Genomic DNA, 25,954 nt, shown 5'->3' with positions numbered 1-25,954 from the left:
GGATCGGCCCGCGTGGTTTACCGCTGCTCCGGAACGGATGCACCTTGTGCGAGCGGAGCGGCGCGAACCTCGTACCGTAAAATATGAGGTGCAAAGCTTCATATCCGCCGAGGTGAACGCAGGGGGTTTGCGATGAACGTAAGGCAGGGAGCGTTGCTGCGGGAACTGCTTGAGGCAAGCGAGTTCCAGACGTGCGATCACTTCGCCAGTCGGCTTGGCTGCTCCGAAAAGACGGTGCGCAACGACGCGAAGGTGATTTCCACGTTTCTGCGGCACGAGGGTTTCACCTCGCATATTGTGGGCAAGCGCGGCGCCGGGTTGCGGCTCGTGCTCGTGCAGGGCGAGGACAACCGCCTGGCGCGCGTGCTCGAGGAGAGCGAGTTCTCCATGCAGCCGCGCTTCGAGCGCCTGTGCCAGGAGATGATCGTGTTCGCCTGCTCGCCGGGCACGCATACGGCCGAGTCGCTCGCGCGCAGGCTGTACACCAACAAGCAGCAGATCCAGGCCGATCTGCGGTGGTGGCAGCGCACGCTTTCGCCCTACGGCATCGCGCTGACCACCGGGCGCAGCATCACGCTCGAAGGGGCCGAATGGGTGGTGCGCGGCTTCGTCATGTCGGTGCTGTTCTCGTTTTCGGCGCGCGCCATCAAACAGCGCATCGAACCGTCGCTGACGGGGGAGGGCGTGAGCGAGTACGATCAAACCTTCTACGAGCGCTGCATCGACGAGGCGCAGGAGTCGCTCGGCTTCCGCTTCTCGAGCAATGCGCAGTGGCAGCTCACCGTGTACCTGAAAATAGCGGTCGCGCGCATTCGCCTGGGGTACACCATCATGACGCACACGAGCCATCGCGTGCTGTCGCCGTGCTTCGCGGACATGCGCACGCGGCTCGAGCGGCACTTCGGCATCACGGTGTCGCTGGCCGAAATGCATCTGCTGCAAGACATGGCCGACTGCTGCACCTGGCAATGGAGCTCGAAGCTCATGGAGCAGTACGTGCCCGACGAGCATGCGCTCGACATCGCGCGCGAGATTGTGCGGGCGCTGGCCGACAGCTTCCAAAGCGAGGTGTCGGCGTCGTACGTGAAGCCGCTGGGCATTCTCGTGGAAAGCGGGTTGACGCGCCGTGCGTGCGGGTTCACCATCAGCAATCCCAACGAGCTGGCGGTGAAGTACGACACCATGGACAGCTTCTGCCTGCTGTCGTCGGTGCTCGTGGATGTGGCGCCGGTGCGCGAGGCGAGCTTGCACGGATCGGATTACGCCCGCATCGTGCTCGTGCTGCTCGAGTACCTGGAGCAGGTGGATTATCAGCGCCGGTACCGTGCCGGCCTGGTGGTGAACTGCGGCATCGACCTGGCGCTGTACGGCAAGCGCCGCATTGAGAAGCTGGTGTCGAAGGTGCGCGTGGCCGATATCGTCACCGAGGACGAGGTGCAGATGGCGTGCACGAAGTCGAGCAGCGGGCTGTTCGACCGCTTCGACTTCCTCATCTCGTTCGAGCCGCTGGCGGTGGACTTCCCTTCGGTGGTGGTGTCGAGCACGGTTGACGAGCGCGACATCGAGCGCATCGTGGCGGCCATCCCGCTGTGGAAGAGCGGGCACGAGACGGGGCTGCCGTGGGTGCATCGCAAGCTCAAGCGCGGCCTGAAGGGCGTGAGCGTGGTGCGCAGCCTGTACGACGGCCTGGTGGAGGACGGGGAAATCGACCTGACGTACGAGCGGTTCGTGTGGCTGTTCGAAACGCTGTGGTTCGTGAAGGGGCGCACGCTCGTGCTGCCCCTGTGCTGCAGCGGCGTGCGGCGCACCCGTGCCGTGTTGTACCAGATGGAGGGCGACGCGCAGGCGTTCGGGAAGCACTGCTCCATGGCCGCCGTGCTGCTGGTCCCCCTGAGCGACCGCGGCGACCTCACCCCCGCCACCGAACGCTTCAAGCGCGTCCTCGAAGCCCACGCCGACATAGCCGACACCGTGGACGACGACGATTTCTTCGGGAATTTCCCGGAGTAGGGGGAGGGGTTCCTCGCGTTTTTGCATGGGGGGATTCTCTTCCCTATTGGCGCGCCGGGGTGCGTGCGGGTTGTGCGGGGCGTGCGCGCCGCGGGGTGACCTGCGGGATTGCTGGTCGGCGCGCGAAGCGTCGCCGACTATGCGCGCCGTCAGGCGCGCCAGGAGGAAGGGGAAAGGCGGAGGGGGGCTCGCAGCCCCCCTCCGCCTTTCCCCTTCCTCCCCCTCTCGCTCTACCCCCTGTACACCTCGTTTCCTTCCTTTAGCGTTGCTGCTACGCGCACTTCTCGCAGGTTCTCGGGCTCTTCCTTGAACGGGTCGCGATCGAGTATTGCCAAGTCGGCCAGCTTGCCGACTTCGAGGGTGCCTTTGCGGGCCTCTTCGCCGTATTGGTAGGCGCCGTTCTTCGTGATGGCGCAGAGGGCCTCGTACACGGTGACCTTCTGGTCCTCGTCGAGCTGCGCGCCCTTCTTCGTTACGCGGTTCACGGCGCACCAGGCGGCTTCGAGCAGGTTGGGGCGCAGCACGGGGGTGTCGGTGTGCAGCGTGAAGGGCAGGCCGCACCGGGCGGCGTCGCCGCAGGCGCTGATGCGGCCGCCGCGCTCGGGGCCGAAGTTGCGCAGGTGGATGTCGCCCCAATACCAGATGTGCGACGAGAAGATGGACGGGATCATGCCCAGCTCGGCCATGCGCTCGTACTGGTCGGCGCGCGCCGTCTGGCAGTGGATCATCACCGGTCGCAGCTCGTGCTTGCGCGGGTTGTCGGACGCCTCCACCGCGGCGGCGTACACGCGCAGCAGCTGGTCGGAGGCCGCATCGCCGTTCGCGTGGCACAGCAGCTGGTGCGAGCTGTCCACGGCCTTGCGCGCGAAGGCGAGCGCGTCCTCGTCGGTCATGGTGCCGTAGGCCACCCAGTCGTCCTCGCCCTCGGGGCCGCGCACGTAGGGCTCGGTCATCCAGGCGGTGAGCCCCTGCGGCGAGCCGTCCAGGAACATCTTGAGGCCGCCGAAACGCAGGTGGCCGCGGTAGTTCGGGCTGTCGAAATCGGCGTGCCGCTCCAGCATGGCGTCCACGTCTTCGCCGTGCATGGGGTAGGCCACCACGTCGAGCTTGAGCTTGCCGCTGTCGGCAAGCTTGCACAGCTCGTCGGCCATGGAGGCCGGCGTAGCCCCGTCCTGGCAGGTGGTGATGCCGTGCTCGAGGTACACGAGCTGCATGTCGTCGGCGATGGAGGCCAAATCGAGGTTCATGCGCGGCTGCGTGACGACGAACAGGCGGTTGATGGCGGCGGGTTCCTCGGCGTACCCGTCGGGCTCGTTCGTGCCTTCGACGCGGCCGAAGCGGCCGCCCTCGGGGTCGGGGGTGGAGGCGTCGATGCCGGCCAGCTTGAGCAGCGCGCTGTTCGCCACGGCCATGTGGTTCGAGGCGTGAATGGCGATGAGCGGCACGTCGGTGGACACGGCGTCGAGCACGCTCTTGTCGGGGTGGCGCCCTTCGGCCAGCGCGTTCTGATCGTAGCCGGTGGCCATGACCACGCCGTCGGGGCCGATGCGGCGCGCTTCCATGAACTCCCGCATGCGCTGCTCGATGTCGGCGAACGACGTGCAGGCGGACAAGTCGGCGTACAGGGCGTACTGCATGGCGCCGGTGAAGTGGCCGTGCGGGTCGATGAAGCCGGGCAGCACGGTGGCGCCCTCGAGGTCCACCGCTTCGGCGTCGGGGGCGGCGGTGCGGGCGTCTTCAAGCGATCCGATGAAGGAGATGGTGCCGTCGTCGGCGACGACGAGCGCTTCGGCGCAATCGCCCTCGGCGGTCATGGAGTAGAACGTCGCGTTGTGCAAGAGCTTGGTCATGGGGTCTCCTCACGCAGTTGGGTACCAGGGTAGGGCAAAAGAAACGGGTGGGGTGTCATCCCACCCGCAAACGTTGCGATTATGGTGCTGTTTTCGAGGGCGGGCGCCCCCGGGGAAAGGGCGCCCGCGGGGTGGGGCATCAGGCGGGCGTAGGAGCGAAGTCCTCGTCGTCGATGGCGGAAGGTGCGGCGGCGGGCACGGCTTCGGTCTCCTCTTCCTTGCGGAAGACGGTGATCCAGCGCGTGGTGATGAGGCCGGCGAGGATGACCACGGCGGACACGCCGTAGCCCGTGATGGTGGAGTTGACGCGCGCCTGGGAGTTGATGGCCACAAGCTCGCTCTTCTCGGTGTCGGTCATGGGGATGTCGGCGATGGCCTGCTCGAACTGCGTGTCGCCCATGAGCGTGAGGTTGCGCTCCGACACGGCCTGGCGCACCGCGGGGGTGATGGTGGGGTTGGCGTCCATGGCGGCGTTGATGTTCGAGGTGATACCGAACAGCAGCACGGCGCCCACGGCCGCCACGCCGATGGCCTGGCCCACGTTGCGCATGGTGGTTTGGATGCCGCCCGACTGCGAGGCGTCGCGCTCGTTCACGGCCAGCGCCACGATGTTGTTCGTGTGCGAGCTCACGATGCCGGCACCGGCGCCGGCCACGGCCAGGCCCACCCACATGAGCGGGGTGACCGTGCTGCCCTGCAGCGACAGGCCCATGGGAATGAAGGCCAGCGCCATGACGCAGTAGCCGATTTGGATGACGCGGCGCGGGTTGGCGTTCGGGATGAACTTGGGAATGCCCATCGAGAACAGGAACGTGGGAATGCCCACGGCCAGGGCCGACACGCCCATGAGCACGGGCGACCATCCGGCGACGAGCTGCAGGTAGGGCGACAGCAGAATGGCCTGCAGGCCCATGAAGAAGAACGTGATGGCCGAGGCGATGAGGCCGGCGCGTACCTGCGGGGTCTTGAGGAACGACTGCGGCAGCAGGGCGATGCCGTTCTTCGCCTCAACGCGCTTCTCCACGAACACGAGCACGACGAGCACGATGAGGCCGAGGGCCGCCATGGGCAGCGCCGGCGAAATGCCGAAGATGGTGAAGGGCGCGTCGGCGAAGGGCTCGATGAGGCCCCAGGCCGAGATGCGGGACAGGCCGATGAGGAACAGGAACAGGCCGATGGCGGCCAGACCCGTGCCCAGGCCGTCGAACTTGAGCTTCTCATGCGACTTTTCGATAGCCGGGATCTTCAGCGACATGACCAGTACGAGCACGAAGTACACGGCCAGCACGGTGTAGGTGACGCGGAAGCCGCCCACCTGCATGACGATGCCCAGGAACAGCGGCAGAAACGCCGACAGGCCCGACGCGGCGCCGATGCAGCCGAACGCGAGCATGCGGTTCTTGCCGTGGTAGATGTGGGGGATGAGTCCCAGCACCGAGGGGATCATGAAGCTGGCTCCGAATCCGACGAGGATGCGGCCTCCCCAAATGAAGACCGTCATGTTCGGCGACAGCGCCATGACCAGCTCGCCTGCGGCGCACAGGGCAGCGCCCATGCGGAAGTTCTTCTTCCAGCCGATGATGGTGCCCATAAGGCCGCCGGCAATCATGAAGGCGCCGGCCATGAGCGAGTACACCATGTTCGCCAACTGGATGTCGGGGGTGGTGGCCCCCAGGATGGTGACGAGCTCGGTGTTGGCCAGGCCGAGCGCGCCGTTGTCTCCCGACGTCCCCATCTGAGCCATGATGAGCACGAGGATGGGAAGGACGAGGAACTTCTCGACGCCCTTCTCCGCTGGTGCTGCGGGGTTGTTCTGTTTCATGCTTCCTCCTTGTCTGCGTGCAGTGGGTCTGCTGGCGCTCATTGTAATGACGCGGTGTCACGGGCTTGGCAGAATCGCTACCGGAGCAACGGCAAAACGACGGAGCTCCGGAACGCGGAGCGTGCGGAAGGCAGCGCTGCGGCCGCGCGAAACGCAGCGGCATCGTGCCAGGTGGGGAGGCGGTTGATAGGCTTGCGTGCGCGGCGGCACCTCGGTGCGCACGCCCGGTGCGCCGAAGCGTTACCGCTGGTGGTGCCGGATCTCCGGCAAGGGTTCATCTGCGGGACCCCGTATGCGCTTCCTATAATGCGGTGCGTTCACCACGAAGAGGAGGGTGCTTCCATGGAGGTTTCCGCAATGGCTCAGAAAACGTTTTCGTCGTACGCCGCGAACAAGTGCATCATCGGATACGGCCTGATCAACGGCATTGTCAACGCAGGCGTGTTCGCCGCCATGCACGCCGGATCGCCCGAGGTGGTGTTCGGTTTGCCCGACATCCTCTTCGATTTGGCGCTCACGGGGCTCATCCTGGGCATCATCCTGTTCGCCTGCGTGGTGCCGCTGACGCGCAACGACTTGAAGGCGAACCGGTTCGCGCCTCCCGCGACGCTGCCGTCGGTGGCGCGCCTCATGCCGCGCTCGTACGTGGGCGGCATGCTCGTGCTCGGCGTGATAGCGGCGGTGCTCGCCGTTGCGGTGGGCGCGGCGCTCGCGCTCGTCGTGGGACTTGTGCTGCCGCTGCCCCTTCCCTTCATTCCCATGATGGCGCTCAAGGGCTGCGTGTGCGCGGTCATCGGCGCGTGCTCCGGGTTCCTCACCATCTCGTACGTGGTGCGCGGCTAAGCGGCTGCGCACGTCCGTCTGCGCTCGCTCTGCGCCCGCGCCTCGCCCTGCGGGCTTCCTCGATGCGGTATCATGGCACGCGTCGCATCTTCTTAGAGGATAGTGGAGGAGGCCCCGTGGTCACTGTTGCGGACATCATCGCGTTGCCGGCGTTTGAGAACGTGGAGCTTGCCGCCCCGTGCGAGGGGGCGGAGCGGCGCGAGGTGCGCAACGTGGGCATCCTCGATTGCCCTCCCGACTACAACGAGTACAGCGTGTACAAGTCCGGCGAGCTCATCCTGACGAACCTCGGCTTCGCCTTCGGCAACCCGGGGATGGCGGAGAAGTCGCTTCTGGCCATGCTGCGTCGCGACGTGGCCGCCATCGCCATCAAAACCGTGTACGAGCCTCCCATCAGCGATGCCGTGCGCGCCGAAAGCACGGCGCGCGGCGTGCCCCTGTACGTGTACGACGGGGCGTACCACGAGACGGTGGCGTACCAGTCGCTCGACCTCATCCGGCGCGACCGCGAGGAGCTGGACAAGGGCAAGGCGCTCGACGAGCTGCTCACCACGCACGACGGCGACCGCATGCGCACGAAGCTGAGCGCGCTCGTGGGCGTGACGGGCTCGACGCTGCAGTGCTTCGCGTTCGCCCTGCGCGCCGGCGATACGTGCTCGTTCTACGCCATGCTCGACGCGGTGTCCGCGGTGCTCGCTTCGGCGAAGGAGGCCTGCGCCGCCATCGAGTCGGCGCGCGTCTGCCGCTACCACGAGCACATCCTGGCGTTCGTGTCGTACGGCTCGGTGGCCGAGAGCGAGCGCGCCGCGGCCGAGCAGCGCTGCGTGTCGTTGGCCTCGGCGGAGGGCAGCCTGCATGCGGGCGTGAGCGAGCCGGTGCTGCTGAGCGACGGCGACCTGGGCATCCGCCAAGCGTTGGCGGCCGCGGGCGCGGCGAAGCGCCACGGCGAGCACCTCGTGCGCTTCTCGGGGCTCCACCTGTCGGCGTTCGCAAGCGCGGCGCAGGCGGATCGCCTGTTCATGAGCGCAAGCGCGCTGTACCGCTCCATGCTGGCCGGCTACGACGAAGAGCACGGCACCGAGCTCTTGCGCACGGCCGAGGCCCTCGTCGACCACCATGGCGACGTGAAGTCCATCGCGGAGGAGCTGCATCAGCACCCCAACACCGTGCGCTACCGCATGCGCAAGATGAAGGCCGTCCTGGGCGTTCCCCACGAGGACGACAAGCTGTTCATCAGACTTCTCGGCCTGGTGTTTCTTCCGGAGCTGGACGCTCCTCGTCGCTGAACGGCGAGGCCGCCTTCTGCTTGCTTGCCAGGTTCACGCCCGCGTACGTCACGAGGCCCGAGGCCATGCCCGCCACGATGGGAATCGAGCTCGCGGTGCCCAGCGTGAGGAAGCATCCCGTCACCACCACGGCGCTCACGCCGAGCGCGTACAGCCCGGCCTTCGGGCTGAACCGCTTCAACACGAAGCTGGCCACGAGCGGCACGAACACGCAGCCCGACAGGTAGCCGTAGCTGATGTCGATGCCCACCAGCACGTCGTTGATCCACAGCGAGCACACCATGACCACGACGCCGATGAGTGCCGCGAACGCGCGCGTGACGTTCACCTCGCTCATGCCGCCCGACCCGCGCGTCCCTCCCGTCGCGCGCGGCCGCGCGCGCACGAAGCGCAGGAACAGGTCGTTGTACAGGATGGTGGAGGACGCCAGGATGGTGCCGCTCGACACCGACATCGTGGCCGCCATGGCCGCGGCCAACACGAGGCCGCGCACGCCCACGGGCAGGAAGGTGGCGATGCCCGTCACGAACGAGTTCTGCGAATTGTCGAGGTGGGGCAGCAGCACGGCCACGCTCATGCCGATGATGACGGTGGCGAACGCGTACAGGATGCTGTAGATGCCCGCGCCGATGGTGCCGCGCTTCGACACCTTCTCGTTCTTGGCGGTGAAGATGCGCTGCCAGATGTCCTGTCCGATGATGAGCCCCGGCACGTACAGCACCACGTAGGCGAAGCTCTTGTCGAAGCCCATGCTGCCCGCCGAGAGAAACGCCTCGGGCACCTTCGCCATGAGCGCGTCCCAGCCGCCCGCGGCCGAAATGCAGAAGAGGGGCGCCAGGATGAGGATGCCGATGGTTTTCACCACGAACTGCACGATGTCGGTCATGGTCACCGACCACATGCCTCCCACCATGGTGTACACGATGACGATGCCGCCGCCCAGCACCATGGACAGCGTGGCGTTCAGCCCCAGCACGCCGTTGATGATGGTGCCGATGGAGATGACCTGCACCACGCTGAGCGTGAGCGTGTACACGAGCGTGAGCACCGAGCTGAAGATGCGCGCCGTGGGCCCGTAGCTGCTTTCCACCACCTCGTTCACGCTGAGCGCGCGCAGGCGCGACAGCTTGCTCGTGACGAGGAAGCCGGCCAGGATGAGCCCCAGGCCGATGCTCAGGTTGAGCCAGATGCCGCCGAACCCGTACTCGTAGCCCAGCTGGGCGCTTCCCACGGTGGAGCCGCCGCCCAGTGCGAGCGCGGCCATACAGCCGAAGAACAGGGGAAACGATAAGCGTCTGCCCGCTACCAGGTAGTCCTCTTTCGTCTTGGTGAACCTCATGGCAACGAACCCGACGGATACGATGACGATGAAATACAGCGCGATGATGACGTAGTCGATCGGTGACAAAACCATACGCGACCCCCACTTCTTAGGAAGAACCCGCCTCGCCTGTATCCTAAAGTGAGGAGCTTTGCCGCCCGTTGTTCAGGTGGACAAAGCGAGCGGCTTGGGATTTGTCCACCTGTCCATACGGGGGTGCCGGACGCGTTCCGTATGATGCTTGCAGTACCTGGCCTGCCAAGAGGGGTCGCACCGATCAGGCGTGACGTCCGTCGGGGAATAGGGCGCAAGGGGCATCCATCGAAAGGAGCATCACATGACCGAGTCGGTATTCCAGGGACGCAGCCTCCTCTCCACGAGGGACTACACGAAAGACGAGCTGATGTATCTCATCGGGTTCGCCGAGCATCTCAAGGAGATGAAGAAGCAGAACATCGAGCACCACTACCTCGCGGGCAAGAACATCGCGCTCTTGTTCGAGAAGACGTCCACCCGCACGCGTGCCGCCTTCACCACGGCGTGCATCGACCTCGGCGCGCATCCCGAGTACCTGGGCAAGAACGACATCCAGCTGGGCAAGAAGGAAACGGTGCGCGACACGGCGCTCGTGCTGGGCTCCATGTTCGACGGCATCGAATTCCGCGGCTTCAAGCAGGAGCACGTGGAGGACCTCGCGAAGTACAGCGGCGTGCCGGTATGGAACGGCCTCACCGACAAGGAGCATCCCACGCAGATGCTGGCCGACTTCATGACCATGAAGGAGAACTTCGGCAAGCTCGAGGGCCTCACGCTGGCCTACTGCGGGCAGGGTCGCAACAACGTGCAGAACTCCCTCATGATCACGAGCGCCATTCTGGGCGTGAACTACTACAACGCCACGCCGAAGGAACTCGAGCCCGATCCGGCCATCCTCGAGCTGGCGCAGTCCTTCGCCGCCGAGAGCGGCGCGCGCATCACGGTGACGAACGACCCCATCGAGGCCGTTGAGAACGCCGACGCCATCTACACGAACGTGTGGGCCGCCATGGGCGAGGAATCCCAGTTCGCCGAGCGCGTGAAGCTCATGTCGCCCTACCAGGTGAACGCCGAGCTGCTGTCCCACGTGAAGAACCCCGACTACATCTTCCTGCACTGCCTGCCGGCCTTCCACAACGCGGAGACCGAATACGCCGCCGACATGGCCGAGCGCTTCGGCGTCAAGGAGATGGAAGTCACCGACGAGGTGTTCTACTCCGATCACGGCCGCCAGTTCGAGCAGGCCGAGAACCGCATGCACACCATCAAGGCCATCATGGCCGCTACGCTGGGCAACCTGTACATCCCGCGCGTGTAGGGTATCTGATCTGCCAAGGAGAGGAGCTTTCATGTCGGACAAAGAGCCGGCCCAGGGCAAGAAGAAATTCAAGATGCCCAACACCTACGTCATCCTGTTCGGGGTCATTTGCTTTATCGCGGTGCTGAGCTGGTTCGTTCCCGGCGGCGCGTACGAGCTGAACGCCAACGGCGATGCCATCTCGGGGACGTACCACATCGTCGAATCCAACCCGCAGGGCATCTGGGACGTGTTCATGGCGCCCATCACGGGCATGCTGGGTTCGGGTGCCATCAGCGGCGCCATCGCCATCTCGCTCACCATTCTGCTGTTCGGCAGCTTCCTCGAGATGATGGAGGAAACCGGTGCGGTGAAGACGGCGCTCAAGCGCATCACCATGAAGAACCAGAACAACATGCACCTGCTCATCGCCATCCTCGTGTGCATCATGGCGTTCCTCGGAACCTTGGAGGGCGCCTACGAAGAGGGCATCGTGTACTTCCTCATGTTCGTGCCGGTGATCTTGGCCCTGGGCCTCGACACCGTGGTGGCCATCATGATCGTGGTGTTGGGCACGCAAGCGGGCTGCCTCGCATCGACGGTGAACCCGTTCGCCACGGGCATCGCGTCGGGCATCGCGGGCATCTCGGCCGGCGACGGCATGGGCATGCGCGTGCTGATGCTCGTGGTGTTCACGGCGCTCGTCATCCTCATCATCAACCGCTACGCGGACAAGATCAAGGCGCACCCCGAGAAGTCGGTGCAGTTCTTCCGCCGCAAAGAGGACCTGGCCGAGTTCCCCGTTTCCGCCAACGACGACCTCACGCTGTCGGGACGTCAGAAGGGCGCGCTCGTCATCTTCGTCCTCACGTTCGCCATCATGATCGTCGGCTGCGTTCCCTGGACGTCCATCAACCCCGATTGGACGTTCTTCGAAGAGTTCGTGGCATGGATCGGTGTCACGCCGGTGCTGCGCGAGGTGCTGGGCGCCGACATCACGCCGTTCGGCTCGTGGTACTTCCCTGAAATCGCCATGCTGGTGATGGTGATGACCCTGCTCACCGGCGTGATCATGCGCTACAAGGCCGACAAAATCATCGACACGCTGGTGAAGGGCGCTGCCGGGCTCGTGTCCACCGCCTTCGTCGTGCCGCTGGCGCGAGGCATCCAGGTGGTGATGGACGGCGGGCAGATCACGCCCACCATCCTGCACATGTGCGAGAGCACGCTGTCGTCCCTGCCTCCCGTGGCCTTCGTGATCGTGGCGCTGATCTGCTACTTCCTTATCGCGTGCCTCATTCCTTCCTCCACCGGCTTGGCGGCGGCCACCATGGGCATCATGGCCTCGCTGTCGCAGTTCGCCGGGGTGGACGTGGCCATCATGGTGACCATCTACTGCATGGCCCTGGGGCTGGCCAAGATGATCGCGCCAACGTCGATCGTGGTGATGACCTGCACCTCGGCCGCCCACATGAGCTACGGCGACTGGGTGAAGAAGGCCGTTCCCATCGTGGGCTTCCTTTTCGTCGTGTGCTGCGTGTTCCTGTGCGTGGCCGTGATGCTGTAAGCCTTCGCACGCTGTTCGTTCCAACCAATCCGTCAATGAAAGGAGCCTGTCATGGCTGAGTCAGAAGAGAAGATCTACGTATCGAACGCAACGAACCCCCTCAAGAAAGTGATGATGTGCTCGCCGCGGTACTACCAGTTCAACGGCATCAACGTGATCACCGCCGAGTGGATGAAGAAGGGCGACCAGGAGAAGAACGACGTCATGGTGGCCGAGTGGCAGATGCTCGTGGACGCCTACAAGGCCAACGGCATCGAGGTGGTGGAAGTGGAGGCGCGCCCCGAGTTCGAGGTGATGACCTTCGCCCGCGACTACGGCTGCATGATCAAGGAAGGCGCCGTGATCGGCCACTTCCGCCATCCCGTCCGCCAGGTTGAGGCCGTGGCCTACGAGAACAAGCTCAAGGAGATGGGCGTGCCCATCGTGGCCCGCGTGAACGCCGGCTGCATGGAGGGCGGCGACTTCTGGATGATCGACGAGCACACGCTGGCATGGGGCCAGGTGGACCGCACCGACCAGGCCGGCGTGGACAACCTGCGCGACCAGCTGCAGAAGTTCGGCTACACCGTGGTGGGCGTGCCGTGCCCGCCCGACAACCTGCACCTCGACATGATCTTCAACATCGTGGCCCCGCAGGTGGCGCTGGCCTGCATCGACCAGCTGCCGTACAACTTCCTCCAAATGCTCAAGCGCCGCAACTTCGAGCTTATCCCTGTGGCCAGCGAGGACATGTACAAGCACGGCTGCAACGTGCAGTGCATCGGCGACGGCAAGGTCATCGCCATCGAGAAGAACAAGCACATCAACGACAAGATGCGCGCGCTGGGCATCGACGTCATCGACGTGCCGCTCGACCAGATTCTGCATGCGGGCGGCGGCCCCCACTGCCTCACGCAGCCCATCGAGCGTCCGTAACGCACGGCGCGATTGAAAGGCAGGGCACTCATGAAGGTTTTGATTTGCGATCATCCTGACTCCATGATGCCCGACCACACGCTGGAAACCGAGACCCTGCAAGCGGGTCTCGGTCCCGACGTGGAGGTCGAGGTGTACGAGTACCAGGAAGACAAGCGCGACGAGTTCTACGAGCATCTGGCCGACGCCGACGCGCTGCTCACGGCGTTCGTCACGGTGGACGCCGAAGCGATGGACCGCGCCCCCCGGCTCAAGGTGGTGTCGCTCAACTCCACGGGCTACGACCAGGTGGACCTGGAAGAGGCCACGAAACGCGGCATTGGCGTGTGCCCCATCGGCGAGTACTGCACGTGGGACGTGTCGGAGAGCGCCATCGCGTACATGAACGCGCTCAACAAGCACTTCAAGTTCTACCAGAAGGAAATCGACGAGCGCCACAAGTGGGATTACGCCGCCGCGCCGCAGTGGCCGCGCCTCGAAGATCAGGTGCTGGGCATCGTGGGCTTCGGCAAGATTGGCAAGTGCACGGCCGAGAAGGCGTCGGGCCTCGTGAAGAAGGTGATCGCGTACGACCCGTACGTGGACGACGTGGCGTTTGCCGAGCGGTCGGTGACGCGCGTGACGAAGGACGAGCTGCTGGCACAGGCCGACATCATCGTGAACCACATGTGCCTGACCGACGACAACGTGCACTTCTTCGACGAGGCCGCGTTCGCCGCGATGGTGCGCAAGCCCATCTTCATCAACCTCGGGCGCGGCAGGTGCGTGGACGAAGCGGCGCTCGTGGCGGCGCTCGACGCGGGCACGCTGCGCGCCTTCGGCACCGACGTGCTGTACGACGAGACGCCGGACCTGTCCACGAACAAGCTGGTGGGGCGCGACAACGTGATCATCACGCCGCACTCCGCCTTCTACTCGACGACGGCCATCGAAGATTTGGAACGTTTGAGCTGCGAGAACATCGTCCACTTCCTGAACGGCGAGAAGGACAAAGTGTTCAAGCTGGTGAACGAGGTATAGGGGAGTCCCTTGCCACCCTGAGCGGCTGCGCCCGGGGTGGCAGGCCGGGGGATTGTGCGACGATGCGGCTTCTGCGGTATCATGGGCTCGATAGGTTCCGGGAGGAGGCTCCATGATCACGGTTGCGGACATATTGGCGTTGCCGGCGTTCGAGCAGGTGCAGGCCATCACGCGGTGCGCCGGCGCCGGTGCGCGCGAGGTGCGCAACGTGGGCATCCTCGACTGTGCGCCCGACCAGGACAACGGGTACCTGGCGTATATCCCCGGCGAGTTCATCGTGACGAACCTGGGGTTCGCGCGCGACGACTCGGAGCTGTCCGAGCGCTCGCTTTTGGTGCTCATCGCGCGCGGCGTGTCGGGCATCGCGTTGAAGAAGGTGTACCGCCCCATCGTGAGCGAGCACGTGATTGCCGTTGCCGAGGAAGCGGGCGTGCCGTTGTTCCTGTACGACGGGGCCTATCACGAAGTGGTGGCCTACCAGGCGCTCGACCTCATCCACCGCGACAGGAGGGAGTCCGACAAGGGGCGCATCCTCGACAACCTGCTGTCGGGCCACGACCCGCAGGCCACGCGCGCGGCGCTGTACGAGCTTGCGGGCACCACGGGTTCCACCATGCAGTGCATCGCCGCGGCTCCGCGGTCGCTCGACGAATGCTCGCTGTACGCCACCTTCGATGCCCTTGTCGCGGTGCTGACCGACTTCGAGCGCGATTGGGACGTGGTGGAAGCGACGTTCGTCTTCCGCTACCATGGCGCGCTGCTCACGTTCGTCTCGTACGCGCAGCCGCCCGCGGGCGTGCGCACGCGCTCGGAGGGCGATCTCGTGGCGCGCATGCGCACCGCCGGGTCGGTGTCCCTGGGCGTGGGCGAGGAGACGCCGCTTTCGGACGGCGACATGAGCGTGCGCGAGGCGCTTGCCGCGCTGAAGACGGCGCAGGTTGAGAACGAAGATGTGGTGACCTGGGCCGACCTGCATCACGATGCATTCCGCGCCGCGGCGTACGAGGGCCGCCTGTTCTGGCGCACGGCCGCGCTGCACCGTGCGATGCTGGAGGAATACGACGACGCTCACGGTACCGAGCTTGCCGCGACGGCCGAAGCGGTGGCGCGCGCCTACGGCGATGTGCGTCTGGCGGGCGAGGCGCTGCATCAGCATCCGAACACGGTGCGCTACCGCCTGCGCAAGGCGAAGGACGTGCTCGGCATGCCCGATTCTCCCGATCGCGAGTTCACGTTCCTGCTGGGCCTCGTGTACCTCGACCATACGAACCCGCTGCTGCACTCCTGAGCGCGCTTGTCCGATCGGCCAAAACGAGCGGCCCATCTTCTCCATTCGTCCAAAAGCTTCCTTTCCTCGGCGCAGTACGCTGGGTACATCGAAAAGGAAAGGAGCACCTCATGTTTGGAAACCTGAACGAACAAGCCACGTCCGCCCTGATGTCCCTGGAATCCGCCGATCTGTCGTACTGCCTCAAGCTGGCGAAGCGCTTCGAGCATATGGGCATCGAGAGCGATCAGGCGAGCGAAGCGCTGTGCTCCCTCGTCGAGAGCGGCGAGCTCGAGGCCATCTACCAGGCTGGATAGCGCGTCTTAGCTGGCGGCTTTGATGGCACGGTCGAGCGGCGCGAGGTTCTCGAGCTGCTCGAGGTCTTTCAGGCAGGCGTGCACCGTCTCGGCCGCCTGAACGATGCGCGGGTCGGCATCGGCCCGCCATGCCACGACGAGCGGGAGCCCGAACGGTTCGCCGTCGATCCGGTCGGCCAAGACGACGTCGCGGCGCCGGTTGCAGTACAGGCTGGCCGTCGCCTTGGGGGCGATGTACAGGGCCGGGCCGAAATCGGCGATGAGCAGGTCCGAGAAGCTTTGCATGCTGCCGGGCGCGTACGACAGACGCAGGTCGGCGCCCAGCATCCGATCGATCAGCACGCGATCGCGCTCGTAGGCCACCGTGCTTTCCGTCATGATGGCGGCGCCTGCCAGGTCGGCGCGCGAGAGCTGCCGGTTCGTCGCGAGGGGATGGGTGGCCATCATGGCGATGACGGCCGGGAACGGGCGCACCGGCCGGTAGACGAGACCGCGCGACGACGCCTCGTCGACGAGGCGGGGGAAATGCGAGATATCGCACAGCAGCGCGATATCGGCGCGGTCGGCGTCGAAGGGCGCGAACGGCTGCTCGCGGAACTCCCGGTCGACGAACTGGAACGGCACGTCGAGGCGCTCGCTCAGCAGCGCCGCGAGCGACGCGGTGGGCGTGAGACAGGCGATGCGCACGCGTCCGGCGGCCTCTTCCCGAAACTGCGTGCAGCGCGCGATCGTGCTGTCGAGCGTTTCGAGAGCCGCTTTCGCACCATCGAGAAACAGGGCGCCCTCCTGCGTGAGCGCGTTGTCGTTGTCGCGATCGACCAGCTTCAGGCCAAGCTCGCGTTCGAGGTTCGCGATATGGGTGCTCAAGGTCGATTTCGCGATGAACAGCTCCTCAGCGGTTTCGCTGAAACTCAGATGTCGCGAAAAGGCGATGAACTCCTCCAGATATTCGGTCCTCATCGACGCGCAGCTCCTTGCTTCCCCGGATATCGACTGCCGTTCTCGAAATCCGAACGGGCTTCCCTGCGGCAAGCGGTGCCGCGCAGGGCGTTCGGAATGTCCGAACATGATCAGTTCACTATAGTGTTAGTTTTGGCTAACTATGTTCGGAATTTGCAAACGGCCGGCGAAATTCATGAACGGGATTCGCGTTTTCGCGCTTGTCGTCACGCGCTTCTCACCGCATAGTGATGGTCGATCATCTAGGAGAGAAGGTTGGTTGCGGCCCCGATTCGGGCCTTTGTTTTGCACTTGAGTTAGCTGTGACTAACAAAAAGGAGCAAGCGCCGACGGCGGTTGGACGGGGCGCGGGGCGCGACCACAAAGCGAAAGGAAGCATGCATGATCAGATCGAGGCAGGGGTTCTCGTTTGCGAAGCGCGGCGCGGCGGTGATGCTTGCGGCAACGTTGACTGCGGGCATGGTGCCGACGATGGCGTTCGCGCAGGGCGACGGTGCGGGCGGAGCGACGGCGACGGTGGCCGCAGCGGCCACGGGCGACGGGTTCTATTTGGAAGAGGGGCAGGCGTACACGGTGCCGGTGTCGTGGTTGAAGACTACCGGCGGCACGTCCATGATGGCGCAGTACTTCTCGTCGTCGGCTACGGTGACGTACGCCAACGGGGCGTACGCCGTCGAGGTTTCAACGGTGCAGCAACCCGAGGCAGTGGGCGATATCGTATGCAACGGCGCGACGGCCACGGTGGTGTCGACGGTGGGAGACGTCAAGACGTACCGCTTCGCGCTGTCGTCGCTTGAGAACGTCACGTTGCAGGTGCAGGTGAATCTCATGGGTACCAGCATGCCCACGGTGCTGTCGTTCGACACCTCCAGCTTGCCCACGCAGCCGCCGGTGGTCGAACCCGAGCCCGACCCGACGCCGACGCCCGACCCGGAGCCCACGCCCGATCCCGATCCGACCCCCGACAATCCCGGCACCGATCCGGATGCGGGCGATCAGCTGGAAGTGGGCAAGACCTACACGGTGCCGCTCTCGTTCACCGATGCGAGCGGCAAGCCCTCCATGGCCGGCACCATGCTCAACCCCAACGCAACCGTGCAGGTGAACGAAGGCTCCTACACCGTGACCTTCGTCGTGAAGGCCGGCGACGCCTACGAGTTCAAGGCGCTCACGCTGGGCGCCGACAAGGCTCCCACCACGCCGACGCGCGACGCTGACGGCAACTACGTGTTCACGGGCACCCTCGACAGCCTCGACGGTGCCGTCGAGGTGGGCTTCACGTATTACGTGGCCGCTATAGAGCAAGAGATGACGCACAGCGCCTTCGCCACCTTCGACACGGCGGGCGCCACCGAAGGCGCGACGACGCCCGAACCCGGTGAGCCCAGTGAGCCCGGTGAGCCCGGCGACGACAGCGGCTCCGACGATACCATCGTGGAGGGCAAGGAGTACCCGGCCGCCATCACGTGGGCGAAGTACGGCAGCATGGCATCCCGTTTCATGGAGTCGGAAGCGACCGTCGTCTACCGGAGCGGCACCTACACGGTGAAGCTGCCGGTCACCTCGACGGGCGCGGCTGCCGCCGGGTTCGCCCTCACGTACGATGGCACGAAGTACGCGGTGACGGACAACGCGTTCGTGCTTACCTTCAAAGAGCTGCCCGCCAGCATCGAGGTGTCGCTGAGCTCCGACAACATGCCCATGGTGATTACCGACACCATCACGTTCGATCTGAGCAACGTGCCCGCTGTCGACGACGGCGACGACGACGTGGCGAAGGCCGACAAGACCAAGCTGAACGAGGCCCTCGCCACCGCGAAGGCGCTCGAGCAGGGCGCCAAGACCGACGAGGCATGGGATGCGTTGCAGGCGGCTATCACGACGGCCGAGAAAGCCGCTGCGAGCGAGAGCATCCCGCAGCAGGGCGTCGACGGCGTGACCGCCCAGCTGAACGCCGCCATCGAGACGTTCAAGAACAGCGCGGACAAGGAAACCCCGTCGGGCCAGTACGGCATGACGGTGGGTAAAACCTACACGGCTTCCGTGAGCTACGCGGGCACGGGCTCGTTCGCCGGCATGGACGCCATGCTTCAGCAGATGGTGACCAAGTACTTCGGCACGACGGTGGAACTGAGCCTGCGAGAGGACGGCACGTACGACGTGACGGTGTACTTCGGCGGCTCGACGGGCTACGACGAGGCCATCGGCGACCTCACCTACAACGGCCAGGCCGTCAAGCAGTCCGCCAACAAGACGTACACCTTCAACGTGCCCTCGCTCGAGAGCGCGATCGATCTGGCCCTGCACGTGGGCGGCACCATGAACATGGACATCACGTACGCCATGACCGTGGACACGTCCACCATCGCGCTCAAGAGCGGCGATACCCCGGTGGTGCGCGTCGACAAGTCCACGCTCCAGGGCCTGGTTGACGAGGCTTCCGCCATGACGCAGGGCAAGAAGAGCGATGCGGCATGGGAGAGCTTCCAGAGCACGCTTTCGGCGGCACGCGCGGTGCTGAACGATGCGAACGCTTCGCAGGATGCGGTGAACGAGGCCGCCACGTCGTTGAAGGAGGCCATCGACCGCTTCAACGCCAGCGAGAACGTCATGTTCCAGGTGGGCCACACCTACGAGGTGCCCATCGCGTTCTTCAAGCAGGGGAGCGTGACCGAGAAGTCCATGGCCGCGCCGTACTTCGGCGACACGGCGCTCGTGCGTCCGCAGGAGAACGGCACCTTCACGGTGAGCTTCGCCGCGACGACGCAGGGCTTGGAGTACATCAAGTCGCTGTCGTACCAGGGCACCGCGATTGCGCAGAGCGGCAACCAGTTCACGTTCTCCATTCCGGCCGCCGAGAGCGACACGGTGATTCCCATCGACATGTCCATCACCATGATGGCGCAGCTGGGCATCGGCCAGTCGCAGGTTGCCGACATGCACCTGTACCTCTCGCAGGCGAAGGACCGGGGCACGGGCCAGAGCAGCGTGGCGGCGTCCTCGTCCAACCTGGCTCAGACGGGCGACGCCACCACGGGCGTGGCGACCCTTGCGGGCGGCGCGCTGGTCGCGGGTGCGGCGGTTGCGTTGACGGCTCGCCGTCGCATGGCCCGGCAGAAGTAAGCATCGACGGAAAGGCATAGTATGACCACGCGTATTCGATCTGCATACGCGGCGGCCTTTGCCCTGGCAGCGGCGCTCGTCCTCGTGGCGAGCGCCGTTTCCCCGGGGTCTGCGTTCGCCGCCGTTTCGGCCGTGTACACGGCTTCGACGAACCCCACCTACGAAAACCCCGCGACGGGCGCCATCGAAGATGCGGCCGGCGGCAGCAATGTCGCGCTGGCCGAGTCCATGGTAACGAGCATCGTGTACGAGAACGCCCTGATCGAGCGCGATACGGACGGCGTTATGTACGCGAGCCTGCGCTTCAAGCTGGCCGATCAGATCAGCAGCATCTCGCTTGAAGCGTCCGAAGACGGAGCATCGTACGAGCCTGTCGAGGTCGTGCAGATGCAAACGGGCACCGACAGCGCCACCTCCACCGCCACGGCCGATTATCGCATTGCGATACCCAGCGAGACGGCAACCCTGCGCTGCTCCATGGACGTGATTCCCATGGGCCGTGCGGTGGTGTACTTCATCACGTTCGGGGCGTTGCAGGAGGGCGATGCGGACGGCACGTTCGTGGTGAGCGTGACGTCGGGCGAGGGCACCGACGACGCGGCTCCCGCGGCAGCAGCCGCGGCTTCGGCCACCGCTTCCGGCGATGCGGGAGCGTCCGGCGGCACGGAAGACGCCGAAGGCGAGCAGGCACAGAGCGCCGACGACCTCACCGGCGCTTCGGCCAACGAGGGCGTGCAGGAGTTCGACGAAGAGGGCCGCGAGGTCACGGGCGGCAAGCAGGCGGAGGCATCGCTCGACGGCGGCACCATCGCGACGATCGCGGGCGTTGCCGTGGCGGTGATCGCGGTTGCCGGCGTGGCGGTGTACGCGGCGTACCTGCGCCCGAAGCGCGCCCGACAGGCGAGCGCCGCCGCTGCGGCCGCTGCCGCCGCAGCGCCCGACGAGCGTGCGAGCCGTGCCTGAGCGCGCATCGACGTGCGGCGCGGTGGGGAGGGCGGCGCGCCGGGCGGGCGCGTTCGTCCTCTCGGCGTGCCTCGCCTGCTCGTTGCTGCTCGCGGGCTGCGTCGATCAGCATCCGGAGCGTGCGGAACGCGAGGACGGAACCTATGAGCCGCGCATCGTTGCCACCTCTCCCGCCATCGCCGAGCTCTGCGACAAGCTCGACCTCGACCTGACGGGGGTTCCCACCACGTCGCGCGGCCTGCCCGAACGCTACGCCGACGTGGACCAGATCGGTACGGCAATGGCTCCCGACCTGGAGATTTTGAAGTCGCTGCGACCCGACTACGTGCTGTCTCCCAACTCCCTGCAAAGCGATTTGCAGCCCAAGTACGCGTCCATCATGACGGCGTCCGTGTTCTTGAACCTGCGCAGCGTTCAGGGCCTGTACGATTCCATGGCCTACCTGGGCGAGAGGTTCGACCGCACGGAGCAGGCGCAGGCGCTCGTTGACGAGTACGAGGAGTTCATCGAGGCCTATCGCGCGCAGAACGAGGACAAGGAGGCGCCGACGGTGCTCATCCTGATGGGCGTCCCCGGTTCGTACGTGGTGGCCACGCCGAACAGCTACGTGGGCAGCCTCGTCGAGCTGGCCGGCGGCGTGAACGTCTACGCCGATTCGTCCGAGGAGTTCATCAACGTGAACACCGAGGACATGCAGGCGCGCGACCCCGACCTCATCCTGCGCACGTCCCATGCGCTGCCCGAGCAGGTGATGGCCATGTTCGCCAACGAGTTCGCCACGAACGACATCTGGAAGCATTTCCGCGCCGTGCAGGAAGGCCGCGTGTACGACCTTCCCTCCGAGCTGTTCGGCATGAGCGCCCAGTTCAACTACCCCGAAGCGTTGGAGCACGTGCGGGGCGTGCTGTGGGAAGAAGGAGACACGGAGACCTCATGGTGAGCATCCTGAAACGAATCGCGGCGTTCGTGCTGACGGCGGCGGCGCTCGTGGCGCTGTTCTTGGTGGCCGTGAACACGGGCAGCTTGCACGTGAGCCCCGAGCAGCTGATCAACGGCTTGTTCGTGGCGTACGACGACACGGTGTCCACGATTTACGACCTGCGGTTCCCACGCATCTTCATCGCCATGGTGGGCGGCGCGGCCACGGCGGTGTCGGGCGTGCTGTTGCAGGCCGCCATCCGTAACCCGCTGGCCGACCCGGGCATCATCGGCATCAGTTCGGGCGCGTCGCTCGTGGCCGTGCTGGTGACGGCGTTCTTCCCGGCGCTGTTCCTGTTCACGCCCTTGTTCGCGTTCGCGGGCGGCATGGCGGCGTTCCTCATCGTGTACGGCCTGTCGTGGCGCGGCGGCCTGTCGCCGCTGCGCATCATCCTCGTGGGCGTGGCCGTGAGCGCCATGTTCACGGGCATCATGTCGGCGTTCGATTCGGGGACGGGCTCCACCATGAGCGGCGTGGCCAGCCTCGTGGACGCGAATATCACGATGAAGACCTGGGACGACCTGTGGACGCTCGCAAGCTATGCGGCCGTGGGGCTGCTGTTGGCGCTGTTCACGGCGAAGCGGTGCGACCTGCTGGCGCTCGAGGACAAGACGGCGCGTTCGCTGGGCGTCGATGTGAACAAGAATCGCCTGGCCATCTCGGCCATCGCCGTGCTGCTGGCGTCCATCAGCACGGCCGTCATCGGGCCGATCAGCTTCCTCGGACTTATCGTGCCGCATATCGCGCGGTTGCTGGTGGGCACGGCGCATCGGGTGCTCATCCCGTACTCCATCGTGCTGGGGGCGTTCTGCCTGCTGTTGGCCGACACCATCGGCCGCACGGTGGCGGCTCCGTACGAAATCAGCGCCGCCGTCATCATGTCGATTGTGGGCGGTCCGGTGTTCATCCTGCTGTTGAGGAAGGCGCGCAACAACTATGGCGAATAACGTGTTCACGATACAGGGGCTGTCGTTCGCGTACGGCGATCAGCGCATCTTCGAAGGCCTCGACCTCGAGCTGCGCGAGGGCGTGGTCACCACGCTCATCGGCGCGAACGGCTCGGGAAAGTCCACGCTGTTCAACCTCATGACGAAGAACCTGAAAGCCCAGGCGGGCAGCATCTTCTTGCGCGGCGGCGACGTGGGGCAGCTGCGCCTCAAGGATTTCGCGAAGCTCGTCGCCATCGTGCATCAGCGCAATACGGTGCCGGTTGACCTGGCCGTGGAGAAGCTCGTGGCGTACGGGCGCTTCCCGCATCGCGGCATCGGGCGCGCGGCGGACACCGACGAGGACGAGCGCATGGTGGCGTGGGCGCTGGAAACCACGGGCCTCACGGATTTCGCCAAGCTTCCCGTCTCGTCGCTGTCGGGCGGCCAGGCGCAGCGCGCGTGGATTGCCATGGCGTTGGCGCAGGGCTCGCAGGTGCTGCTGCTCGACGAGCCCACCACCTTCCTCGATGTGCGCTACCAGCTGGACATCCTGCATCTCGTGCAACGGCTGAACCGGGAGTTCGGCATGACGGTGGTCATGGTGCTGCACGACGTGAACCAGGCGCTGCACTACAGCGACCACCTGGTGGCACTTGCGGGAGGGCGCGTCGTGGCGCAGGGCGACCCGTGCGACGTGGTGACGCCGGCGCTGCTCGAGCAGGTGTACGACGTGGCGCTCGAGGTGACCACGGTGCGCGGCAGGCCGTTCGTGTTGCAGGTGTAGGCGTCGCTGAGGCTCGTGCTTGTTGTTTCCCCGTGAAAAAACGGCAGGTGGCGGGGGTCGCTCTGGTTCGGTGCGCGGCCGTTTGGTATAGTGGACAGCCGATTGGGTTCATCACGCACGAGAAAGAGCACCATGTCGCTAATCGTTGCAAAATTCGGGGGCACGTCCGTCGCTTCGCCTGAGCGCATTCAGATGGTTGCGAAGAAGCTCATCGCGAAGAAGCAGGCGGGCCACCAGGTGGTAGCCGTGGTGTCCGCCATGGGCAAGACCACCGACGAGCTGGTAGGCCTCGCCGCCTCGCTCAACGACAATCCGCCTGCGCGCGAGATGGACCGACTGCTGTCCACCGGCGAGCAGGTATCCATGACGCTGTTGGCCATGGCCATCGAAGCGCGCGGCTACAAGGCCATGAGCTTCACGGGCCGCCAGGCCGGCATCGAGACGGACGGCACGCACGCGAAGGCCAAGATTATGATGGTGCACAACGAGCGCATCATGGAGGCCGTTTCCAAGGGGATCATCGCGGTGGTGGCCGGGTTCCAGGGCATCGACGCCAACGGCGACATCACCACGCTCGGTCGCGGCGGCTCCGACACCACGGCGGTGGCGGTGGCGCACGGGCTGGGCGCTGACGTCTGCGAAATCTACTCCGACGTGGACGGCGTGTACACGGCCGACCCGCGCGTGTGCCCGCGCGCCAAGAAGCTCGACGCCATTTCGTACGACGACATGCTGGAGCTGTCGAGCGCCGGCGCGGGCGTGCTGCAGATGCGCGCCGTCGAATTCGCACGCAAGTACGAGGTTGTCATCCATTCCCGTTCGGCGTTCTCCGATGCCGAGGGCACCTATATCAAGGAGGAGACCGACATGATGGAGGAAGCTGTCATCACCGGCATCGCCCACGACACGTCCGAGGTGAAGTTCACCATCCGCGGCGTGCCCGATATGACGGGCGTGGCTGCGAAGGTGTTCAGCGCGCTGGCGGGCAACGCGGCGAACGTGGACATGATCATCCAGAACATCTCCGAAGACGGCATCACCGACATCAGCTTCACGTGCCCCGGCGCCGACTTGGCGCGCGCGAAGGAGACGGTGGAGCGCATCCTGCCCGACATCAACGCACGCGACTACGACGTGGACGAGGATATCGCGAAGGTGAGCCTCGTGGGCACGGGCATGAAGTCGTCGCCGGGCGTGGCGGCGCGCGCGTTCTCCACGTTGGGCGAGAACCAGATCAACATCCTGGCTATTTCGACGTCGCCCATCCGCCTGTCCGTGGTGGTGGACGGCGCGCAGGCCGCAGCCGCGGTGCGCTGCCTGCACAAGGCGTTCGATTTGGACTCCGACAGCGTGTTCGAGGAAACCCAGCTGTCCGCCGAAGAAATCGCCGCGAAGATGGCAAAAGGCCGCTAGTATTCTGCGCTGACGCCGTGCGGGATCCTTCGACTGCGGCGGCTTGCGCCGCCTTCGCTCAGGATGACAAACGTGATGCATTGTCATCCTGAGCGAGCGTAGCGAGTCGAAGGATCCCCGGCGGCGCTAGCCGGTAAACCCAAGGAGGAGAGCAACCATGACATGGACGAAGGAGATGCCGGCGAATCCGGTGGTGGCGATTGCGGGGGCCACGGGCGCGGTAGGCGCCGAGTTTTTGCAGGTGCTGCACGATGTGGACTTCCCGGCTTCCGAGGTGCGGGCGCTCGCGTCGGCACGCTCGGCGGGCAAGACGCTGCCGTTCTTGGGCTGCGGCCAGGTGCCGGCGGGCGACCTCGTGGTGCAGGAGATGACGCCGGAATCGTTCGAGGGCGTGGATATCGCGCTGTTCTCGTGCGGCGCGGGCGTGTCGAAGGAGATGCGCGAGGCCGTTGCCGCGGCCGGCGCCGTGATGATCGATAACTCGAGCGCGTTCCGCATGGACGAGGACGTGCCGCTCATCGTGCCCGAGGTGAACCCCGGCGACGCGGCGTGGCACAACGGCGTGATTGCGAACCCGAACTGCTCCACCATTCAGATGGTGGTGGCGTTGAAGCCGCTCTACGACCTGTCGCCCATCAAGCGCGTGGTGGTGTCCACCTACCAGGCGGCCAGCGGCGGCGGCGCGCCGGCCATGGCCGAGCTGTACGACCAGACGCGCGAATTCCTCGACGGCACGCCCGAGGACGAGCTCACCGTCGAGGTGTTCCAGCATCGCATCGCGTTCAACTGCATCCCGCATATCGACAAGTTCCTCGAAGACGACTCCACGAAGGAAGAGTGGAAGATGGTCGTCGAGACGAAGAAGATCATGGGCGACGAGAACATCCGCGTCGCCGCCACGTGCGTGCGCGTGCCCGTGCTGCGCTGCCATGCCGAGGCCGTGTACGTGGAGTTCGCCGACGAGGTGAGCATGGACGCCGCGCGCGCCGCGCTCGAGGCCTTCCCGGGCATCGTGGTCATGGACGACTGCGACACGAACACGTATCCCATGCCGGGCCTGCTCGCCGGCACGAACGAGACGTACGTCGGCCGCCTGCGCCGCGACGACACGGTGGATCACGGCCTGGCCATGTGGGTGGTGGCCGACCAGATTCGCAAGGGCGCGGCCCTCAATGCCGTGCAGATCGCCCAGCTGCTGCTGCCGTAAGGCGCATCTCGTACCGCATGCTCGCGACGGCCGCCCCACGGGCGG

General features: G+C 65.5%; 20 protein-coding genes. 16 read left to right on the top strand and 4 right to left on the bottom strand.

The annotated features are described in order from the left end of the window. Nucleotides 1-132 precede the first annotated feature (132 nt). Entirely contained in the window at nucleotides 133-2,010 is a 1,878-nt protein-coding gene (locus C1876_RS01830; protein WP_114545022.1) for a BglG family transcription antiterminator, read from the top strand. A gap of 230 nt (nucleotides 2,011-2,240) precedes the next feature. Here the strand turns inward: C1876_RS01830 and C1876_RS01825 are convergent, their stop codons facing one another. Together C1876_RS01825 and C1876_RS01820 are read right to left on the bottom strand one after the other, a co-directional pair. Continuing rightward, nucleotides 2,241-3,860 (bottom strand): amidohydrolase, encoded by a 1,620-nt coding sequence (locus tag C1876_RS01825; RefSeq protein ID WP_114545021.1) that lies wholly within the window; start codon nucleotides 3,858-3,860, stop codon nucleotides 2,241-2,243. Between the two features lie 139 nt (nucleotides 3,861-3,999). Next, complete coding sequence (locus C1876_RS01820) at nucleotides 4,000-5,682, bottom strand: MFS transporter (protein ID WP_114545020.1); 1,683 nt, start codon at nucleotides 5,680-5,682, stop codon at nucleotides 4,000-4,002. Between the two features lie 342 nt (nucleotides 5,683-6,024). Here C1876_RS01820 and C1876_RS17550 point away from each other — a divergent pair, with 342 nt between their 5' ends. Together C1876_RS17550 and C1876_RS01810 are read left to right on the top strand one after the other, a co-directional pair. Continuing rightward, nucleotides 6,025-6,525, top strand: coding sequence for a hypothetical protein (locus C1876_RS17550; protein WP_158544542.1), 501 nt, complete (start codon nucleotides 6,025-6,027; stop codon nucleotides 6,523-6,525). A 116-nt stretch (nucleotides 6,526-6,641) separates the two neighbouring features. Next, the gene (locus tag C1876_RS01810) at nucleotides 6,642-7,811 is read left to right on the top strand and encodes a helix-turn-helix domain-containing protein (RefSeq protein WP_170139505.1); all 1,170 of its coding nucleotides are present in this window, start codon (nucleotides 6,642-6,644) and stop codon (nucleotides 7,809-7,811) included. Here the strand turns inward: C1876_RS01810 and C1876_RS01805 are convergent. Further along, nucleotides 7,759-9,225 carry a sodium:solute symporter family protein gene (locus C1876_RS01805; RefSeq protein ID WP_114545017.1) on the bottom strand — a complete coding sequence of 489 codons (1,467 nt, stop codon included), beginning with the start codon at nucleotides 9,223-9,225 and terminating at the stop codon, nucleotides 7,759-7,761. The two genes, C1876_RS01810 and C1876_RS01805, sit on opposite strands and share 53 nt — an antisense overlap. A 244-nt stretch (nucleotides 9,226-9,469) precedes the next feature. Between C1876_RS01805 and argF the strand changes: the two genes are divergently transcribed. From argF to C1876_RS01775, 6 genes are all read left to right on the top strand, one after another. After that, nucleotides 9,470-10,486, top strand: coding sequence for an ornithine carbamoyltransferase (argF, locus tag C1876_RS01800; protein WP_114545016.1), 1,017 nt, complete (start codon nucleotides 9,470-9,472; stop codon nucleotides 10,484-10,486). A 31-nt stretch (nucleotides 10,487-10,517) separates the two neighbouring features. Further along, nucleotides 10,518-12,032, top strand: coding sequence for a YfcC family protein (locus C1876_RS01795; protein ID WP_114545015.1), 1,515 nt, complete (start codon nucleotides 10,518-10,520; stop codon nucleotides 12,030-12,032). Nucleotides 12,033-12,083: 51 nt separating this feature from the next. After that, complete coding sequence (locus C1876_RS01790) at nucleotides 12,084-12,947, top strand: dimethylarginine dimethylaminohydrolase family protein (RefSeq protein WP_114545014.1); 864 nt, start codon at nucleotides 12,084-12,086, stop codon at nucleotides 12,945-12,947. Between the two features lie 30 nt (nucleotides 12,948-12,977). After that, nucleotides 12,978-13,967, top strand: coding sequence for a hydroxyacid dehydrogenase (locus C1876_RS01785; RefSeq protein WP_114545013.1), 990 nt, complete (start codon nucleotides 12,978-12,980; stop codon nucleotides 13,965-13,967). 112 nt (nucleotides 13,968-14,079) lie between these two features. Beyond that, nucleotides 14,080-15,255 carry a PucR family transcriptional regulator gene (locus tag C1876_RS01780; protein WP_114545012.1) on the top strand — a complete coding sequence of 392 codons (1,176 nt, stop codon included), beginning with the start codon at nucleotides 14,080-14,082 and terminating at the stop codon, nucleotides 15,253-15,255. Nucleotides 15,256-15,365: 110 nt separating this feature from the next. After that, on the top strand, nucleotides 15,366-15,551 hold the full coding sequence (locus C1876_RS01775) for a hypothetical protein (RefSeq protein ID WP_114545011.1): 186 nt from the start codon (nucleotides 15,366-15,368) through the stop codon (nucleotides 15,549-15,551). Nucleotides 15,552-15,557: 6 nt separating this feature from the next. On the opposite strand, the gene C1876_RS01770 is transcribed toward C1876_RS01775, so the two are convergent. Next, nucleotides 15,558-16,511: a LysR family transcriptional regulator gene (locus C1876_RS01770; RefSeq protein ID WP_158544540.1), complete on the bottom strand. Its 954-nt coding sequence runs from the start codon at nucleotides 16,509-16,511 to the stop codon at nucleotides 15,558-15,560. Nucleotides 16,512-16,892: 381 nt separating this feature from the next. Here C1876_RS01770 and C1876_RS01755 point away from each other — a divergent pair, with 381 nt between their 5' ends. The 7 genes from C1876_RS01755 (at nucleotide 16,893) to C1876_RS01725 (ending at nucleotide 25,909) form a co-directional block, all read left to right on the top strand. Beyond that, entirely contained in the window at nucleotides 16,893-19,634 is a 2,742-nt protein-coding gene (locus tag C1876_RS01755; protein ID WP_148044532.1) for an LPXTG cell wall anchor domain-containing protein, read from the top strand. A 21-nt stretch (nucleotides 19,635-19,655) separates the two neighbouring features. Next, on the top strand, nucleotides 19,656-20,597 hold the full coding sequence (locus C1876_RS01750; protein ID WP_114545006.1) for a heme-binding Shp domain-containing protein: 942 nt from the start codon (nucleotides 19,656-19,658) through the stop codon (nucleotides 20,595-20,597). Beyond that, the gene (gene isdE, locus C1876_RS01745) at nucleotides 20,590-21,537 is read left to right on the top strand and encodes a heme ABC transporter substrate-binding protein IsdE (protein WP_211309482.1); all 948 of its coding nucleotides are present in this window, start codon (nucleotides 20,590-20,592) and stop codon (nucleotides 21,535-21,537) included. The genes C1876_RS01750 and isdE overlap by 8 nt, the downstream gene beginning before the upstream one ends. Further along, nucleotides 21,531-22,523, top strand: coding sequence for a FecCD family ABC transporter permease (locus C1876_RS01740; RefSeq protein ID WP_114545005.1), 993 nt, complete (start codon nucleotides 21,531-21,533; stop codon nucleotides 22,521-22,523). The genes isdE and C1876_RS01740 overlap by 7 nt, the downstream gene beginning before the upstream one ends. Beyond that, the gene (locus tag C1876_RS01735) at nucleotides 22,513-23,289 is read left to right on the top strand and encodes an ABC transporter ATP-binding protein (protein WP_114545004.1); all 777 of its coding nucleotides are present in this window, start codon (nucleotides 22,513-22,515) and stop codon (nucleotides 23,287-23,289) included. The genes C1876_RS01740 and C1876_RS01735 overlap by 11 nt, the downstream gene beginning before the upstream one ends. 132 nt (nucleotides 23,290-23,421) lie before the next feature. Beyond that, nucleotides 23,422-24,702 (top strand): aspartate kinase, encoded by a 1,281-nt coding sequence (locus C1876_RS01730; RefSeq protein WP_114545003.1) that lies wholly within the window; start codon nucleotides 23,422-23,424, stop codon nucleotides 24,700-24,702. Nucleotides 24,703-24,859: 157 nt separating this feature from the next. Further along, the gene (locus C1876_RS01725) at nucleotides 24,860-25,909 is read left to right on the top strand and encodes an aspartate-semialdehyde dehydrogenase (RefSeq protein WP_114545002.1); all 1,050 of its coding nucleotides are present in this window, start codon (nucleotides 24,860-24,862) and stop codon (nucleotides 25,907-25,909) included. The last annotated feature ends 45 nt before the right edge of the window (nucleotides 25,910-25,954 follow it).

Source organism: Eggerthella sinensis (assembly GCF_003339815.1).
Taxonomy (GTDB): domain Bacteria; phylum Actinomycetota; class Coriobacteriia; order Coriobacteriales; family Eggerthellaceae; genus Eggerthella; species Eggerthella sinensis.
Note: the sequence above shows the minus strand (reverse complement) of the source record. Positions and strands in the feature narration are given on the sequence as shown.

Excerpts from the sequence above, each read along its gene's own strand:
- C1876_RS01830 (WP_114545022.1), top strand. The coding sequence starts at position 133 with ATGAACGTAAGGCAGGGAGCGTTGCTGCGGGAACTGCTTGAGGCAAGC.
- C1876_RS01825 (WP_114545021.1), bottom strand. The coding sequence starts at position 3,860 with ATGACCAAGCTCTTGCACAACGCGACGTTCTACTCCATGACCGCCGAG.
- C1876_RS01820 (WP_114545020.1), bottom strand. The coding sequence starts at position 5,682 with ATGAAACAGAACAACCCCGCAGCACCAGCGGAGAAGGGCGTCGAGAAG.
- C1876_RS17550 (WP_158544542.1), top strand. The coding sequence starts at position 6,025 with ATGGAGGTTTCCGCAATGGCTCAGAAAACGTTTTCGTCGTACGCCGCG.
- C1876_RS01805 (WP_114545017.1), bottom strand. The coding sequence starts at position 9,225 with ATGGTTTTGTCACCGATCGACTACGTCATCATCGCGCTGTATTTCATC.
- argF (WP_114545016.1), top strand. The coding sequence starts at position 9,470 with ATGACCGAGTCGGTATTCCAGGGACGCAGCCTCCTCTCCACGAGGGAC.
- C1876_RS01795 (WP_114545015.1), top strand. The coding sequence starts at position 10,518 with ATGTCGGACAAAGAGCCGGCCCAGGGCAAGAAGAAATTCAAGATGCCC.
- C1876_RS01790 (WP_114545014.1), top strand. The coding sequence starts at position 12,084 with ATGGCTGAGTCAGAAGAGAAGATCTACGTATCGAACGCAACGAACCCC.
- C1876_RS01785 (WP_114545013.1), top strand. The coding sequence starts at position 12,978 with ATGAAGGTTTTGATTTGCGATCATCCTGACTCCATGATGCCCGACCAC.
- C1876_RS01780 (WP_114545012.1), top strand. The coding sequence starts at position 14,080 with ATGATCACGGTTGCGGACATATTGGCGTTGCCGGCGTTCGAGCAGGTG.
- C1876_RS01775 (WP_114545011.1), top strand. The coding sequence starts at position 15,366 with ATGTTTGGAAACCTGAACGAACAAGCCACGTCCGCCCTGATGTCCCTG.
- C1876_RS01770 (WP_158544540.1), bottom strand. The coding sequence starts at position 16,511 with ATGAGGACCGAATATCTGGAGGAGTTCATCGCCTTTTCGCGACATCTG.
- C1876_RS01755 (WP_148044532.1), top strand. The coding sequence starts at position 16,893 with ATGATCAGATCGAGGCAGGGGTTCTCGTTTGCGAAGCGCGGCGCGGCG.
- C1876_RS01750 (WP_114545006.1), top strand. The coding sequence starts at position 19,656 with ATGACCACGCGTATTCGATCTGCATACGCGGCGGCCTTTGCCCTGGCA.
- C1876_RS01740 (WP_114545005.1), top strand. The coding sequence starts at position 21,531 with ATGGTGAGCATCCTGAAACGAATCGCGGCGTTCGTGCTGACGGCGGCG.
- C1876_RS01735 (WP_114545004.1), top strand. The coding sequence starts at position 22,513 with ATGGCGAATAACGTGTTCACGATACAGGGGCTGTCGTTCGCGTACGGC.
- C1876_RS01730 (WP_114545003.1), top strand. The coding sequence starts at position 23,422 with ATGTCGCTAATCGTTGCAAAATTCGGGGGCACGTCCGTCGCTTCGCCT.
- C1876_RS01725 (WP_114545002.1), top strand. The coding sequence starts at position 24,860 with ATGACATGGACGAAGGAGATGCCGGCGAATCCGGTGGTGGCGATTGCG.